Origin of the sequence: Nocardia sp. NPDC056541 (genome assembly GCF_042794235.1) — a bacterium.
Lineage (GTDB): Bacteria > Actinomycetota > Actinomycetes > Mycobacteriales > Mycobacteriaceae > Nocardia.
In genome coordinates this window covers 93997-109764 of sequence record NZ_JBHTUD010000010.1, presented here as the reverse complement: position 1 = coordinate 109764, position 15768 = coordinate 93997, and the positions used below count along the sequence as shown (strand labels likewise).

The window sequence follows — 15768 nt, the reverse complement described above, 5'->3', positions numbered from 1 at the left end:
AGTCACCACTAGCGCTCCTCGAATCCCGTCATGTCGCCCCGCACGGGCTCCCAGCTTTCCACAACCAGGTCTACCCGCCCAGGAGCACGCCCGGACAGACCATGTGTCACGTGCCCGACAGCGTGCGAGCTCTCGGGCGCTTCGCCGGACCGTAGCAGTTCCAGCAATTTCTCGCCCGCCGTTCGTGGCCCTTCGGCGACAACGTGGACGCGACCGTCGCTGTGGTTGCGCGCGTAGCCGACCAGGCCGAGTTCCAGTGCGCGCGACCGCGTCCACCACCGGAATCCCACGCCCTGCACGTACCCGTGCACCCACGCGCTCAGCCGAACCGGCTCCTCGCTCATGCGTCGATGTTGAAGGTCAGCGTCACCTTCGTGCCCGCTTTGAGCGTGCGGCCCACGGTGCACACCTTGTCGACAGCACGCTGCACGGTGACCAGTAGTCGTTCGCGGGCGGCCTCGTCGAGTTCGGACAGGTCGAGTTCGAGGACCTCGTCGAGCTGCGGGTAGAGCTCGTTCTCGCGGTCGGCATCGCCCGAGACGCGGATGGTGGCGTCGAACTCGTCGCCGAGGCGACGCGACAACGGCAAATCGGAGCTGAGCCCGGTGCAGCCCGCGAGCGCGATCTTCAGCAACTCACCCGGGGTGAAGGCACCCGGCACGCCCTGGGAGGCGATCAACACCTCGGCGCCACGGTTGCTGCGCCCGGTGTAGGCGCGGGTTCCGGTGCGCTCGACCCACAGTTCGGTGGGGGCGTTGGTCACGGGTGCGATCTGCTCAGCCATGCCTTGATCCTGCCATTCGCTCGACGACGATCCACGCCTGGGAACGTCCACGCCACTCCCGGCATTCCGGTCACGTGACCGGGCGCACGCTCATTCCTGGAAGCGGTACCCCATCCCCGCCTCGGTGAGCAGATGGCGCGGGTTGGCCGGATCGTCTTCGAGTTTGCGCCGCAACTGCGCGAGGTAGACCCGCAGGTAATGGGTCTCGGTGGCATAGGCCGGACCCCACACCTCGCGCAGTAGTTCCTTGCGCCCCACCAGTTTTCCGCGATTGCGCACCAGCATCTCGAGCATCCCCCACTCGGTGGGCGTCAGGTGCACCGGCACACCCTGCTTGGTGACCTTCTTGGCGACGAGGTCGACGGTGAACGAGTCGGTGACCACGATCGGGTCGCCCGCATCGGTCGCGCTGGCACCACGACGCACCGCCGCGCGCAGCCGGGCCAGCAGTTCGTCCATCCCGAACGGCTTGGTCACGTAGTCGTCGGCGCCGGCATCGAGCGCCTCGACCTTGTCGGCCGAATCGGTGCGCGCCGACAGCACGAGCACCGGTGCGGGCGACCACCCACGCAGTCCGGCCAGCACCTCGATCCCGTCCATGTCGGGCAGACCGAGGTCGAGAATGACGACGTCGGGGTGCTTTTCGGCCGCCACCCGTAAGGCGGCGGCGCCGTTTCCCGCGGTCAGGACCTCGTACCCGCGCACCGACAAATTGATCCGCAAGGCGCGGACGATCTGTGGCTCGTCATCGACGACGAGCACTTTGACCGGGGGATGCGCTGCCCCGCCTCCCCGCGTCTTCGGATCGGCCTCCTGCGCGTGGTCGTCCACCGCCGGCGGCCGGCGGACCGGTTCGCCCGTCCCCGATGAGTTGCCCATGTGCTCACTTTCCTCGGGAGTCGACGTGTGCCGGCGCCGCGGGTGTGCCGGACGGCAGATCGACGAGCATCGTGAGCCCACCTCCCGGGGTCGGCTCGGCGTGGACGGTGCCGCTCATTGCTTCGACGAAGCCGCGGACCACGGACAGGCCGAGGCCGACGCCGGTGGTGTTGTCGCGGTCGCCGAGGCGCTGGAAGGGTTCGAACAGTTGCTCTTCGGTGCCGGACGGGACGCCGGGGCCGACGTCGACAACCGCGATCGACACCCGGTCACCGTCGTGTTCGGCAGTCACCCGCACGGGCGACTCGCGACCGGAATGGCGCAGAGCGTTATCGATCAGGTTGGCCAGGACGCGTTCGAGCAGACCGCTGTCGGCGAGCACCGAAACCTCATCGACCTCGACCTTCACCCGGTCCATCGCCGCGCGGCGCAGGCCACGGGTGCCCATGCCGACACTCACCAGCGCGCGATGCACCGCCTCGTCCATGTACACCTGTCGCAACTGCGGCGTGACGACGCCGACCGCCAGTCGCGAGGAGTCGAGCAGATTGCCCACCAGCGCGGTCAGCTGGTCGACGGATTCCTCGATCGCCTCCAGCAGTTCGCCGGTGTCCTCCGCCGAGAATTCGATGTCGTCGCTGCGCAGGCTGGACACGGCCGCTTTCGCGCCTGCCAGGGGGGTGCGCAGATCGTGGCTGACCGCCGACAACAGCGCACGACGCAGCCGGTCGGCTTCCAGCAGCGCCGCCGCCGCGCTGGCTTCCTCCGCCAATCGGGCCTGGCGCACCAGCCCGACCGCCTGATTGGCGACCGCGTTGAGCACCGGCCGATCGGAGGAGTCGATCGACCGACCGGCGAGCAGCAGGTGACTCTGCGCGTCACCGGCTTCGATGACGGTCTCGGCATCGGAGGGACGTGTCGGTGGTTCGGGGCCGACCGCGGCGACGATCCGATCGCCGCACTGCACACTCACCGCGCGCTGGCCGTAGGTTTCGCGGACTTGCTCGAGCAGGTTGTTCAGATCGGCGCCGTGCAGCACGGATCCGGCGAACATCGTCAGCAGCTCGGCTTCCCGGGATGCCTTGCGCGCCTGCAGCGTTCGCTTCGCCGCGACATCGACCAGCGCCGCCACGGCCACCGCGACGATGAGCAGCACGACCACGGTGACGAAGTTGTCCGGCTCGGCGATGGTGAAGCTGAAGCGCGGATCGGTGAAGTACCAGTTGAGCAGCAGCCCCGACAGCAGCGCCGACAGGCCGGCGGGAACGATACCGCCGAACAACGCGACCGCCACCACGCCGACGAAGAACATGGCGCTGAGCCCGCCCAGCTGCAACCACCCGTCGAGGAATACCGCGCAGATCGCGCTCACCAGCACCGGCACGATCACCGCCGCGGGCCACGCGCTCACCGGCCGCCTCGGACGCAGCCAATGCCTGCGCACCCCTCGATTGGCCTCCTCGTGCGTCACCATGTGCACGTCGATCTTGCCCGAGCGCTGCACCACGGTGGAGCCGATGCCCTCATCGAGCATCCGCGCCCAGCGCGAACGCCGCGAAGTGCCGAGTACCAGCTGAGTGGCATTGACCTCTCGCGCGAATTCCAGCAGCGCGGTGGGCACGTCGTCGCCGGTCACGGTGTGCAGCGAGGCGTCGAGACCGGCGGCGAGATCGCGCAGCTTGGTCATCCGTTCGGTCGACACCCCGACCAGCCCGTCGCCGCGCACCACGTGCAACACGACCAGATCGGCACTGGACTTGGACGCGATCCGCCCGGCCCGGCGCACCACCGTCTCCGACTCGGGACCACCGGTGACCGCGACCACGACGCGTTCACGCGCCTCCCAGAGCTCGGTGATCTTGTGGTCGGCCCGGTACCTGGCCAGCGCCGCATCGACCTGGTCGGCCAGCCACAGCAGCGCGAGTTCGCGCAGCGCGGTGAGATTGCCGGGGCGGAAGTAATTGCGCAGCGCTGCGTCGACCTTGTCGGCGGCGTAGACATTCCCGTGAGAAAGCCTGCGCCGCAATGCTTCCGGTGTCAGGTCGACCAGTTCCACCTGATCGGCGCCGCGCACCACCGCGTCGGGCACGGTCTCCCGCTGCTCGATCCCGGTGATCTGCTGGACCACATCGTTGAGGCTCTCGAGGTGCTGCACGTTCACCGTGGAGATCACGTCGATACCCGCGGCCAGGAGTTGCTCCACGTCCTGCCAACGCTTCTCGTGCACGCTGCCCGGTGCGTTCGTATGCGCCAGTTCGTCGACCAGCACCACCGCGGGCTTGCGCGTGAGTACCGCATCGACATCGAGTTCGGGCAACTCGGTCCCGCGATAGGAGACCGTCTTGGTCGGAATCTGCTCGATGCCATCCAGAAGTTCGGCGGTCTTCTTGCGCCCGTGCGTCTCCACGACGGCCGCCACCACATCACGGCCACGTTCGGACCGCCGATGCGCTTCGCCGAGCATGGCGTAGGTCTTGCCCACGCCCGGCGCCGCACCGAGGTAGATGCGCAGTTGTCCGCGTTTCACCGGTCCATCATCGCGTGTCGTCGCGCCGGAGCCGACGTGCGCACCGGCAACACACCGACGCTCACCATCGGTGCGTGCGAGGTGTTCAGCCGACCGAGCATCCGGATCAACAGCAGCGATCCGGCAAAACCGAAAATCACCGCAAGGGTCACTACCGACACCGCGATCTCACTTTCCGTGCACCAGGGACCGCCGGCGCCATTCGCCGACCGGTGCCCACTTTCTACCGCCCGAACAGGCGCGTGATCTCGATCTTTACGGTGTGTTGACAGCTATCGCGCCTGCTTTGACGGCATCCTCACACCCATCGGCAGCGTCAACGTTGCGCAAAGGCCGGGCCCCGAGGCGCTAAGGAGTCGTAAGGAAGCCACGCCGAGCCGCGATCCGGCGTTTCACTCACCTAGGTGCTCCACCTCGGAGCGCAAGGAGGTTGGAATGTCTGTCGTGGTGTTCACGGTGCTCACCGTGGCGATCTTCGCGCTGCTGGGCTTGATCCAGCGAGGGGTGGAGAAGCTGTGATCGCGAACCTTGTCGGTCTCGCTCTGGCTGCCGGAGTCGCCGTCTTCATGGTCGCGGCGCTGCTCTTCCCCGAGAGGTTCTAGGTGAACACGACTACTGCGGGGATCGTCTTCGTGGCGGCTCTGGTTCTCGCGCTCGCCCTGGTGCATGTGCCGCTGGGCGACTACATGTACCGGGTCTACAGCAGCGACAAGTACTCCCGCGTCGAGCGGCTGATCTTGCGCGCCATCGGCGCGAAACCCGAGGTCGAGCAGACCTGGCCCGTCTATGCCCGCAGCGTGCTGGCGTTCTCGGCGGTCAGCGTGCTGTTCCTGTTCTTCTTCCAGCTGGTGCAGGGCGCGCTGCCGCTGCACCTCGACGATCCCGGCACCGAGATGACCCCCGCGCTCGCGTGGAACACCGCGGTCAGCTTCGTCACCAACACCAACTGGCAGAACTATTCCGGTGAGTCCACCCAGGGTCACCTGGTGCAGATGGCCGGTCTCGCGGTGCAGAACTTCGTCTCCGCGGCTGTCGGCATGGCGGTGGCGGTGGCGCTGGTGCGTGGCTTCGCCCGTCGCCACACCGGCGACCTCGGCAACTTCTGGGTCGACCTGGTGCGCGGCACCCTGCGCATTCTGCTTCCGCTGGCGTTCGTGTTCGCGATCGCGCTGGTCGCGGGCGGCGTCATCCAGAACTTCCACCTCCACGATCAGGTCGCGCAGACCATCGGCGGCGCCGAACAGACCATCACCGGCGGTCCGGTGGCCAGCCAGGAGGTCATCAAGGAACTCGGCACCAACGGCGGCGGCTTCTACAACGCGAACTCCGCGCACCCGTTCGAGAACCCGAGCACCTGGACGAACTTCCTCGAGATCTTCCTGCTGATGGTGATCGCGTTCTCACTGCCGCGCACCTTCGGCCGGATGGTCGGTTCCACCAAGCAGGGCTACGCGATCGTGGCGGTGATGGGCACGATCGCCCTGGCCAGCATCTCGCTGACCAACCTGTTCCAGCTCCAGCACCACGGCACGGTGCCGACCGCGATCGGCGCCTCCATGGAAGGCGTGGAAACCCGTTTCGGCGTGGCCGATTCGGCCACCTTCGCCGGTGCGACCACCCTCACCTCGACCGGCGCGGTGAACTCGTTCCACGATTCCTACACCAGCCTCGGCGGCATGATGACGATGTTCAACATGCAGCTCGGCGAGGTGGCGCCCGGCGGTGTCGGCTCCGGCCTGTACGGCATGTTGATCCTCGCCGTGATCACGGTGTTCGTCGCGGGCCTGATGGTCGGACGCACTCCGGAATACCTGGGCAAGAAGATCACCCCGCGCGAGATCAAGCTGGCGGCAACGTATTTCCTGGTGAGTCCGCTGATCGTCCTGGTCGGCACGGCGGTGGCCATGGCCTTGCCGGGACAACGAGCGAGCATGCTCAACGGCGGGCCACACGGCATGTCGGAGGTGTTGTACGCCTTCACCTCCGCGGCCAACAACAACGGTTCCGCCTTCGCCGGTCTCACCGGCAACACCGAGTGGTACAACACCGCACTCGGCCTCGCGATGCTGTTCGGCCGATTCCTGCCGATCATCATCGTGCTGGCACTCGCGGGTTCGCTGGCCCAGCAGGGCACCACCCCCGCGTCGATCGGCACGCTGCCGACGCACCGGCCGCAGTTCGTCGGCATGGTCGTCGGCGTGACGGTGATCCTGGTCGCGCTCACCTTCCTGCCCGCTCTCGCGCTCGGGCCGCTCGCCGAAGGAATCCACTGAAATGACCACTCCCACACTAGAATCCGCACCGCGGCCCGAGCACCGCAGCAAAGGCGTGCAACGCGGCGTCCTCGACCCGAAGTTGCTGCTCACCTCCCTTCCCGACGCCGTGCGCAAGCTCGATCCGCGCACGCTGTGGAAGAACCCGGTGATGCTGATCGTCGAGATCGGCGCCGTGTGGTCGACCGTCCTCGCCATCGCCGACCCGAGCTTCTTCGCCTGGGCGATCGTCGTCTGGCTCTGGCTCACCGTCGTTTTCGCGAATCTGGCCGAGGCCGTCGCGGAGGGGCGCGGCAAGGCGCAGGCCGACTCGCTGCGCAAAGCCAAGACCGACACCATCGCCCGCCGCCTGGCCGACTGGACACCGGGTGGGCGCATCGTCGAGCAACGCCTCGCGGCTCCCGAGCTGCGGCGCGGCGACTACGTCGTCGTCGAGGCGGGCCAGATCATCCCTGGCGACGGTGACGTCGTCGAAGGCATCGCCTCGGTGGACGAATCGGCCATCACCGGTGAATCCGCGCCCGTGATCCGGGAATCCGGCGGCGACCGCTCGGCCGTCACCGGCGGCACCACGGTGCTCTCGGACCGGATCGTCGTGCGGATCACCCAGGAACCCGGCGCCAGCTTCATCGACAAGATGATCGCCCTCGTCGAGGGTGCGAGCAGGCAGAAGACCCCGAACGAGATCGCGCTCAACATCCTGCTGGCCGCGCTCACGATCATCTTCGTGTTCGCGGTGACCACCCTGCAGCCGCTGGCCGTCTTCGCCAAGTCGAACAACCCCGGCGTGCCGGACACCTCGGCACTGGACGCGCACGGCATCACCGGCATCGTGATGGTCTCGCTGCTGGTCTGTCTCATCCCGACCACCATCGGCGCGCTGCTCTCGGCCATCGGCATCGCGGGCATGGACCGCCTCGTGCAGCGCAACGTGCTCGCCATGTCCGGTCGTGCGGTGGAAGCCGCGGGCGATGTGAACACACTGCTGCTGGACAAGACCGGAACGATCACCCTCGGCAACCGCCAGGCAGCCGCGTTCATCCCGGTACCCGGCGTTCTCGACGACGACCTGGCCGACGCGGCACAGCTGTCCAGCCTCGCCGACGAGACGCCGGAGGGGCGCTCGATCGTCGTGTTCGCCAAGGAGGTGTTCAACAAGCGCGAGCGCAGCGCGGGTGAACTTCCCGGGGCCACCTGGGTCGAGTTCACCGCGCAGACCCGCATGTCGGGCGTCGACCTGGCCGACGGGCACCAGCTGCGCAAGGGGGCAGCGGGTGCGGTCACCGAATGGGTTCGCGCCCAAGGTGGTTCGATCCCGGCCGAGGCTTCGGCGATCGTCGACGGCATCTCCGCCTCCGGCGGCACCCCGCTGATGGTCGGTGAAGTCCGCGACGCAACACCGCGTCTGCTCGGCGTCATCCATCTCAAAGATGTTGTCAAGCAGGGCATGCGGGAACGTTTCGACGAGATGCGCCGCATGGGCATCCGCACGGTCATGATCACCGGCGACAACCCGTTGACAGCCAAGGCGATCGCCGACGAAGCGGGCGTGGACGACTTCCTCGCCGAGGCGACGCCCGAGGACAAGCTCGCGCTGATCAAGTCCGAACAGGACGGCGGCCGCCTGGTCGCGATGACCGGTGACGGCACCAACGACGCTCCCGCCCTGGCTCAGGCCGACGTGGGCGTGGCGATGAACACCGGCACCTCGGCCGCCAAAGAGGCGGGCAATATGGTCGATCTCGACTCGGATCCGACCAAGCTGATCGAGATCGTGGAGATCGGCAAGCAGTTGCTGATCACCCGTGGCGCGCTCACCACGTTCTCGATCGCCAACGACATCGCCAAGTACTTCGCGATCATTCCCGCGCTGTTCGTGGCACTGTTCCCCGGTCTGGACGCACTCAACATCATGCGCCTGGCCAGCCCACAGTCGGCGATCCTGTCCGCGGTCATCTTCAACGCGATCATCATCGTGGCGCTCATCCCGCTCGCGCTGCGCGGTGTCAACTATCGGCCGAGCAACGCCTCGAAGCTGTTGAGCCGCAACCTGACGATCTACGGCCTCGGCGGCATCATCGCGCCGTTCCTCGGCATCAAGGTCATCGATCTGTTCGTCCAACTCCTCCCCGGGATGTCCTGAAATGCGTATGTCAACCTGGATCCGCCAGCACCTGGCCGCCCTGCGCGCCCTGCTCGTGCTGACCGCGATCACCGGAATCATCTATCCCGTGGCGGTTTTCGCGGTCGCTCAGCTGCCCGGACTCGACAACAAGGCCGACGGCTCGCTCATCGAGCGGGACGGAAAACTGGTGGGCTCCAGCCTGATCGGGCAGTCGTTCGCCGACGCCGACGGCAAGGCCATGGCGCAGTACTTCCAGAGCCGCCCGTCGGCCGCGGGCGACGGCTACGACCCGCTGTCCACCGCCGCGAGCAATCTCGGCCCGGAGGACATCGTCGACACCGCCGACCGCACCAGCCTGCTCACCACCGTGTGCGCCCGTTCGAAGGAGGTCGGCGACCGTGAGGGGGTCGACGGCGCCCGGCAGTTCTGCACGAAAGACGGTGTGGGCGCGGCGCTCTCGGTGATCGGGCCGCGTGATGCCGACGGCGACGTGTCGCGGCCGGTGCAGGTGGTCAGCGTCAACGAACTCTGCCCCGCGCGACCGTTCCTGACCACGTTCCGCGGCGTCGCCGTGGAGTGTGCGCAGGAGGGCGAGGACTACGCCGTCGGCCGGATCATCCCGATCCTCGGTGACGCGCCGGCCGAGGCCACGGTCCCCGCCGACGCGGTCACCGCGAGCGGCAGCGGTCTCGACCCCCACATCTCCCCCGAATACGCGACCATCCAGGTCGATCGGGTGGCCGAAGCACGCGGCATCACCGCCACCCAGGTGCGCGAACTACTCGCCGCGCACACCGACGGGCGCACGCTCGGATTCCTCGGGGAGCCACGGGTGAACGTCGTCGAACTCAACCTCGATCTCGACGCCCGCTACCCGTTCGAAGGCTGAAGCACAGCAATCGGGGCCGCGACCATCGCTGGTCGCGGCCCCGATTCCGCGATCTACTCCTCGTCGGTGATCAGCGCCCAGCCCTCGGGCAGGCCCGTCACGGTCACCGCCGAGCCGCACACCTCGAGATCCACCGTCACCCCGTCGCCGAGCCGGAACTCCGACATCCGCACGCACCCCCAGGCCGGGGGAATCTGCGGCCGCAGCGTCAACGTCCTGGCCGGCACATCGGGATCGAGCCCGAGGAACGACCGAACCAGCAGCAGCGGCGCCGCACTGGCCCAGGCCTGGGGCGAACACGACGTCGGATACGGCACGGGCGCGGCGAATCTCGCCCGTGGGAAACCACAGAACAGCTCGGGCAACCGGCCGTCGAACGCCGCGGCGGCATCGAGCAGACCACCCGACAGCTTCGTCGCCAGTTCCACCGCGCCCGGCACATGCTGGTATCGCATCAACCCGGCGACAGCGATCGCCGTGTCGTGCGGCCAGATCGACCCGCAGTGGTAACTCATCGGGTTGTAGGCGCCCATATCGGAAGCCAGCGTCCGCAGCCCGAAGCCCGAATCCATCTCCGCCCGGGACAGATTCCGGATCAGGATCTCGGCGTGCTCGTCGGTCGCGATGCCCGACCACAGACAGTGCGCCGCATTGCTGGTCAACGCGTCGACCTGGCGTTTGCGTCCGTCCAAGGCCACCGCGTACCACCCGTAATGGGGTAGCCAGAACTGTTCGGCGAACTTGGTTCGCAACTCGTCGGCCCGTTCCCGCATTCGCACGGCCAGCTCGGGGTCGTCGAACTGGTCGGCGAGCTCCGCGCGGGCCAGGAACGCCGCGTACACATATCCCTGGACCTCGGCCAGCGCGATCGGGGCCTCGGCGATATGTCCCGCGGCGTCGTTGATTCCGTCGAAACTGTCCTTCCAGCCCTGATTGATCAGGCCGCGATCGGTGGCGCGCACGTATTCGACGAAACCGTCGTCGTCGCGGTCACCGAAATCGGTGATCCAGCTGATCGCGGCGTCGGCCGCGGGCAGCAGGGTGGCGATCGACGCCGGATCCGCGCCCCATCGCAGACATTCGGCGAGCAGCATCACGAAAAGCGGTGTGGCGTCGACGGTTCCGTAATAGATCTGCCCGCCCAGCACCTGCCCGACCGAGGGCCCGCGCCGCATCTCGTGCATGATCCGGCCCGGCTCCTCCTCGACGAGCGGGTCGATCGTCTGCCCTTGCAATTCGGCCAGCTGCTGCAAAGTGCCCAGTGCCAGATCGGTTTCCAGTGGCAGCGACATCCACGCCGTGAGGAGGGAGTCCCGGCCGAACAGCGTCATGAACCACGGCGCACCCGCCGCCACGAAGGGCCGGTTGGTACCCGAATCGGTGTGGATCTGCAAGGCGCCCAGATCGCTTTCGGTGCGCCGCAGGATCTGGTTGAGCAGGCCCGAATCCGCGGAGATATCGGTGGCGGTGGCTCGCCAAGCCTGGATCTTGCGCACGGGCTCGCTGGCCCGATATCGCTCGCCCGGTGTCCCCGCGATCTGCGGGCGTTGCGCGGCACCCGCCGGCTGGGCGGTGATCTCGGTCTGCCAGCGCCCGCCCGCGGGGACCACGACCCGCCAGATCATGGTGCCGGGCAACACCATCGGCTCGACGGTCGAGGTGAGCGCGAGCCCACGTGACAGATCGGCGCGATCGTGCAGCAGCAGTTCACCGTCGGTGGTGGTCATCTCCGCCCGGCGCCCGTGGGTCCGGCCTTCCTTCACCGCGAACAGGTCGACGAAGTCGGCGTCGACGTGCAGTTCGAGCACCACCGCTGTCGCCTCACGGCTCATGTTCTCCAGCGTGATCAGCTCGTGCATGCCCTCGGCGACGAGCCGATCGCGCACCACGAGCAGGGTGCTGTCGGCCCGACCCTGTTGCGGTGGCCTGCGCAGCACGAACCGCGCCGCGAAGGCCTCCGGGCTCAACACCGACAGCGCCTCGGGCCGTTTGCCGTCGATCATCAGCTCCCAGCGCGAGATCACCCTGGCGTCACGAAAGAACAGGCCCTGCGGCTTACCCGGCTCGATATCGCCGAGCCGGTCGGACAGGCAGAACGTGCCGCCTTCGACCAGGGTGATGTTGCCGCCGCCGCCACCGAGCCCCGCGGGTTCCCCCGCGTTGAGGGGGCTCGGCGCCGAGGCGCTGTCGGTGCTCATGCGCGCCCGTTGGCCGCCACCCCGACGGGCATCGGCATCGCATACGCGGTGTCGTACCCGATCGTGGTGCGGGCGAGCAGATCCCGGTACACCTGTTCGTAGCCGCGGCCGAGGGTGTCGGCGCTGAAGTTGTCGACCACGTGCTTGCGGCAGACCGCCGGATCGTAGGTCTGAACTTCGGCGATGGCCTCGGGCAGCTCGGCCGGATCGTCACAGATCCGCCCGGTGACCCCGTCGACCACCACTTCGCTCACCGCACCGCCACGCAACGCGACCACAGGCGTACCGCAGATCATCGCCTCGATCATCACCATGCCGAACGGCTCCTCCCATCGAATGGGGAACAGCAGACACTTAGCTCCGGAGAGCAGCTTACGCTTGGCGGCCGCGTCGGCGAGACCGAACATCTGATCCTGATCGGTCATCCGCGGCCGCACGAACTCCTCGAAGTAGGCCTTCTCCGGCGGCTCACTGCACTTGCCCGCCAGGATCAGCGGCATGCCGACGGCGTGGGCGGCGTCGAGCGCGAGATGCGGGCCCTTGTCGTCGCTGAACCGGCCGAGAAACAGTGCGTAGTCCTGCTTCTCGGTCTCGTACGGCCACTGATCGGGACACAGCGCGTTGTGGACCCGGCCCGCCCATGGCAGATCGGGCGCCAGCGCGCGCTGACGGTCGCTGATCGCGACGAGCGAGCACTCCTGGCCCAGTTCCTTGTAGTAGCGGTAGCAGTCGTCCTGCACCGGGCCGTGCACGGTGACCACCGTCGGCAACCCGAGATTGGCGTAGGCGGGCGCGTTCAGCGGGCCCGCGAACGTGTGGTCGTGGACCAGGTCGATGCCTTCGGTATCGGCCAGCCGCTCGATGGCGCGGCGCACCCGCAGCGCGTGCACGATTTCCGGGAACGGATCGCCCAGCCGTTCGGGCTGGATCCGGTCCCACAGCGGAACGAAATCCGCTTTGGTACCGTCGACACCCGCACCGAACAGCGTGACGTGATGGCCACGCTCACACAGGGAGTCGACCAGATCGGCGACGACGGCCTCGACGCCGCCGTAGGCCTTGGGTGGAACATCGAAATACGGTGGAACAACCATCGCGATCCGCAGGGGACCACCGTGGTGATCGATCGAGTAGAGATCGGACGCGGACAAACCGGTCGGCGACATTGCCGACGTGTCTGTACTCATGACCTTCCTTCCAGGGACGCAACCTAGCAACACTTGCGCGAACAAGAGATGGCCGCCTCGGCGGAGGTGGAGACGAGAGCTTCACCGCCGTCCATGGGGCATGGTTGGCCTGGCCAGACGCAATACGCACCGTTTCGGGTGCCCGCCTGAACAGAGGGGCCGTCAAGGAACGTACCCCGCTACCGCAGAGTAAACCAGCGTGTTGCTGGAAATGTTCTATATCGATTACCTACCACGGCAGGAGATTACGCGGTCAGAGGCGGTCTACGGCGTACAGATTGCCTGTCCAACCGAATCCAGGCACGGAATATTGCCGAACTCCCGAATAGTGGCCCTGCCTTGACCGTGCATCAGGTAGTCGATGAACTGAGCCGCCAGCGAATCACCGGCCACCTGTCCATGTGTATCGGCGTACTCCACCACCGTGAGCGGGTACGTCCGCATCTTCATGGTGTCCTCCGACGCGTTGACCCCGTCCAGCGCGACGAGTTTCACCTCACCGCTGACCGCCGAAGTCTCCATGTAACCCACCGCGCCCGGGGTACGGGCGACGAACGATGCCACCCCCTCGGTGGTCTTGACTTCGCATTGTTCGCCCTCCGATGGCCTTCCGGCGCACGGGATGAACGGGAATACCTTACGGTTACCTTCGAGCAACCGGTTCTCGAGCGCCGTTCGGGTGCCGGAACCCGCCTCCCGGTCGATCAGCACCACCGGCTGATCGGGCCCACCGATCTGGTTCCAGTTCTTGATGTTTCCCCGGTACAGATCACGGACCTGCTGCGTCGTGAGATTCGGCAGGTCGACACCCGGGTGGGTCACGATCGAGAAGGAACTGAGAGCCAATTGATACTCGATCAGTTTGTCGAAGCCGTTGCCCTTTGGACCGTCACTGATCGCGAGCATCTCCTGCGTCGGGCCGGTCTGGACCAGCTCGACGAGCCCGTCGGAGGTTCCCGCGAAGTCGAAGGTGAATTTCGCTCCGGTGCAGGTCTTTGCGTAGTTCTGCGCGGCCGTGCGAATCATCGGCGCCATCGCGGTGGAACCGACCAGCGTGAGGGCACCCTCCGCGCAGTCACGCGGTGGCGGGTCCGGTTGCAGAGCGAGGACCGCTTGCACCGCGATCAGCGCGACCAGGAAGCCCGACAGCGCCATCAGTTTCTTCGACGGGCCGGAGTGACTCGTGGTCTCGACGACCTTGCCTCGCTTGACCCGCCCGGTCAGGACCGGTTCCACCGGCTCCCCGTCACCGTGCACCCGCTTGAGCACCGCGAGAATCTTGTAGTGCTGGCGTCGTTCGAGCTGCACCTTCGGCAGATCGATGATGCCGGCGAAGTTCTCGCCCTCGCCTCTGGCCCGTTTGCCGATACCCGATGCGGGGCCGAGATTGTCGGAGAGCGGCCCGTCCAGCTCGGTCACCGCCAAACCGATGACCTCACGACCAGGGAACGTGACATGCAGCCCGACCCGCGGATCGGCTCCACTCATCGTGTAGTCGTCGGGGTCGATGGCGAGCGTTCCGTTGTTCTCGACGCGGACCAGCACGACCGACAGCTTGGACAGGTCCAGCTGTGGCCCACCGGCTTCCGGGGTGCTCAGATTCGCCAGGGCGCCGACCAGCGACGCGGTGTCCGTCTCGCCTGTCACCGGCGTATCCATCTGGACGCGGTATCCCAGCCGACGCCGCCCGACCAGGACGAATTCGCGAACGAACGCCGCCGAGGCCACCACGAGGCCGACCGCGGAAAGTACGAGCTCCACCGGAATGTCCATCAAATCCCCCACTAAACCATGTCGATCAGCGAGTTGATGTGTACCAGGCGGGATTCGGCGGATCAGAGATCGAAATCAGTTGTTGGGCAAGACTTCACCCATTCGATTCCGAACACCAGGCGAGCAGCTCCTCGACCGGCCAGGAGTCGATCACCTTCTCGGCCGTCACACCGTGCGCCAACGCCCGCTCGCATCCGTATCCCTGCCAGGCCAACTGGCCCGGCGCGTGCGCGTCGGTGTCGATGGAGAACAGGCAGTCCATCTCGACGGCCAGCTCGATCAAACGCCCGGGTGGATCACGGCGTTCGGGGCGGCTGTTGATCTCGACGGCGGTGCCGTAGCGGCGGCAGGCTTCGAAGACGAGTTCGGCGTCGAACGACGACTCCGGCCGGGTGCCGCGCGCCCCTTCCACGAGACGGCCCGTGCAGTGACCCAGGATATCGACGTGAGGGTTCGCGACGGCGTAGACCATGCGCTTGGTCATCGTGTCGCTGTCGTCGCGCAGGTGCCAGTGCACGCTGGCGACAACGACATCCAGGCGTTCGAGGAGATCTGCCCGCTGGTCGAGGGTGCCGTCGTCGAGGATGTCGACCTCGATACCGGTGAGGACGCGAAACGGCGCCATCTGCTCGTTGAGTTCGGCGATCACGTCGAGCTGGCGCAGCAGCCGGTCGGCGGACAGCCCGTTGGCGACCTTGAGACGCGGCGAATGGTCTGTCAGCGCGCAGTATTCGTGGCCGAGCGCGGCCGCGACGCCCATCATCTCGGCGATCGGGCTGCCCCCGTCGGACCAGTCCGAGTGGGTGTGCAGATCACCGCGCAGCGCCGCGCGCAGCTCCTCGCCCGCGGGCGCGATCGGCTTCGCCTGTGCGCGGAGCTCGGCAAGATAGCCGGGAACCTCACCGGCACAGGCCGCTTCGATGATGGAGGCCGTCTTGGGCCCGATCCCGGCGAGCTCACGCCAGCTGTGTTCGCGGGCGCGCGTCTCCACCTCGTCGTCGGCGAGCCCGGCGACGACATCGGCGGCACGGCGGTAAGCCTTCACCCGGTGCGTTTCGGCACGACCGCGTTCGAGCCAGAACCCGACCTCGCGCAGTGCCGCCACCGGACCCGGACTCGCCGCCGATGTCATC

13 protein-coding genes are annotated in these 15768 nt (G+C 67.2%); 4 read left to right on the top strand and 9 right to left on the bottom strand.

From position 1 onward, the window contains the following. Positions 1-8: 8 nt before the first annotated feature. From ACFQ9R_RS19200 to ACFQ9R_RS19180, 5 genes are all read right to left on the bottom strand, one after another. Complete coding sequence (locus tag ACFQ9R_RS19200) at positions 9-344, bottom strand: acylphosphatase (RefSeq protein WP_378992157.1); 336 nt, start codon at positions 342-344, stop codon at positions 9-11. Next, complete coding sequence (locus tag ACFQ9R_RS19195; RefSeq protein ID WP_378992155.1) at positions 341-784, bottom strand: OsmC family protein; 444 nt, start codon at positions 782-784, stop codon at positions 341-343. Before ACFQ9R_RS19195 ends, ACFQ9R_RS19200 begins: the two co-directional genes overlap by 4 nt. A 90-nt stretch (positions 785-874) precedes the next feature. Beyond that, a complete protein-coding gene (locus tag ACFQ9R_RS19190) occupies positions 875-1546 on the bottom strand; it encodes a response regulator (RefSeq protein WP_378992399.1) in 672 nt (223 codons plus the stop codon). Positions 1547-1667: 121 nt separating this feature from the next. Then, positions 1668-4190 (bottom strand): ATP-binding protein, encoded by a 2523-nt coding sequence (locus tag ACFQ9R_RS19185; RefSeq protein ID WP_378992154.1) that lies wholly within the window; start codon positions 4188-4190, stop codon positions 1668-1670. After that, positions 4187-4330, bottom strand: a complete 144-nt coding sequence (locus ACFQ9R_RS19180; protein ID WP_378992153.1) for a hypothetical protein — start codon at positions 4328-4330, stop codon at positions 4187-4189. The genes ACFQ9R_RS19185 and ACFQ9R_RS19180 overlap by 4 nt, the downstream gene beginning before the upstream one ends. A gap of 264 nt (positions 4331-4594) precedes the next feature. Between ACFQ9R_RS19180 and ACFQ9R_RS19175 the strand changes: the two genes are divergently transcribed. From ACFQ9R_RS19175 to ACFQ9R_RS19160, 4 genes are read left to right on the top strand one after another with little or no spacing between them, the layout of a single operon-like run. Next, positions 4595-4792 carry a potassium-transporting ATPase subunit F gene (locus ACFQ9R_RS19175; protein ID WP_378992151.1) on the top strand — a complete coding sequence of 66 codons (198 nt, stop codon included), beginning with the start codon at positions 4595-4597 and terminating at the stop codon, positions 4790-4792. Then, positions 4793-6463 (top strand): potassium-transporting ATPase subunit KdpA, encoded by a 1671-nt coding sequence (gene kdpA / locus ACFQ9R_RS19170; RefSeq protein WP_378992148.1) that lies wholly within the window; start codon positions 4793-4795, stop codon positions 6461-6463. It begins immediately after the preceding gene. 1 nt (position 6464) lies between these two features. Further along, complete coding sequence (gene kdpB, locus ACFQ9R_RS19165; RefSeq protein ID WP_378992147.1) at positions 6465-8606, top strand: potassium-transporting ATPase subunit KdpB; 2142 nt, start codon at positions 6465-6467, stop codon at positions 8604-8606. A 1-nt stretch (position 8607) separates the two neighbouring features. Continuing rightward, on the top strand, positions 8608-9477 hold the full coding sequence (locus ACFQ9R_RS19160) for a potassium-transporting ATPase subunit C (protein ID WP_378992146.1): 870 nt from the start codon (positions 8608-8610) through the stop codon (positions 9475-9477). Between the two features lie 53 nt (positions 9478-9530). Here ACFQ9R_RS19160 and ACFQ9R_RS19155 read toward each other — a convergent pair whose 3' ends face one another. The 4 genes from ACFQ9R_RS19155 to ACFQ9R_RS19140 form a co-directional block, all read right to left on the bottom strand. After that, positions 9531-11675 (bottom strand): glycogen debranching N-terminal domain-containing protein, encoded by a 2145-nt coding sequence (locus tag ACFQ9R_RS19155; protein ID WP_378626337.1) that lies wholly within the window; start codon positions 11673-11675, stop codon positions 9531-9533. Further along, positions 11672-12841 carry a glycosyltransferase family 4 protein gene (locus ACFQ9R_RS19150; protein WP_378992398.1) on the bottom strand — a complete coding sequence of 390 codons (1170 nt, stop codon included), beginning with the start codon at positions 12839-12841 and terminating at the stop codon, positions 11672-11674. The genes ACFQ9R_RS19155 and ACFQ9R_RS19150 overlap by 4 nt, the downstream gene beginning before the upstream one ends. Positions 12842-13126: 285 nt before the next feature. Continuing rightward, on the bottom strand, positions 13127-14635 hold the full coding sequence (locus ACFQ9R_RS19145; protein ID WP_378992143.1) for a PstS family phosphate ABC transporter substrate-binding protein: 1509 nt from the start codon (positions 14633-14635) through the stop codon (positions 13127-13129). Positions 14636-14729: 94 nt separating this feature from the next. Continuing rightward, positions 14730-15767 (bottom strand): PHP domain-containing protein, encoded by a 1038-nt coding sequence (locus ACFQ9R_RS19140; RefSeq protein WP_378992141.1) that lies wholly within the window; start codon positions 15765-15767, stop codon positions 14730-14732. Between the last annotated feature and the right edge of the window lies 1 nt (position 15768).

Bases quoted from the DNA above. Each gene is read 5' to 3' on its own strand.
- ACFQ9R_RS19195 (WP_378992155.1), bottom strand. From the start codon at position 784: ATGGCTGAGCAGATCGCACCCGTGACCAACGCCCCCACCGAACTGTGG.
- ACFQ9R_RS19140 (WP_378992141.1), bottom strand. From the start codon at position 15,767: ATGACATCGGCGGCGAGTCCGGGTCCGGTGGCGGCACTGCGCGAGGTC.
- ACFQ9R_RS19200 (WP_378992157.1), bottom strand. From the start codon at position 344: ATGAGCGAGGAGCCGGTTCGGCTGAGCGCGTGGGTGCACGGGTACGTG.
- ACFQ9R_RS19160 (WP_378992146.1), top strand. From the start codon at position 8,608: ATGCGTATGTCAACCTGGATCCGCCAGCACCTGGCCGCCCTGCGCGCC.
- ACFQ9R_RS19145 (WP_378992143.1), bottom strand. From the start codon at position 14,635: ATGGACATTCCGGTGGAGCTCGTACTTTCCGCGGTCGGCCTCGTGGTG.
- ACFQ9R_RS19155 (WP_378626337.1), bottom strand. From the start codon at position 11,675: ATGAGCACCGACAGCGCCTCGGCGCCGAGCCCCCTCAACGCGGGGGAA.
- kdpB (WP_378992147.1), top strand. From the start codon at position 6,465: ATGACCACTCCCACACTAGAATCCGCACCGCGGCCCGAGCACCGCAGC.
- ACFQ9R_RS19150 (WP_378992398.1), bottom strand. From the start codon at position 12,841: ATGTCGCCGACCGGTTTGTCCGCGTCCGATCTCTACTCGATCGATCAC.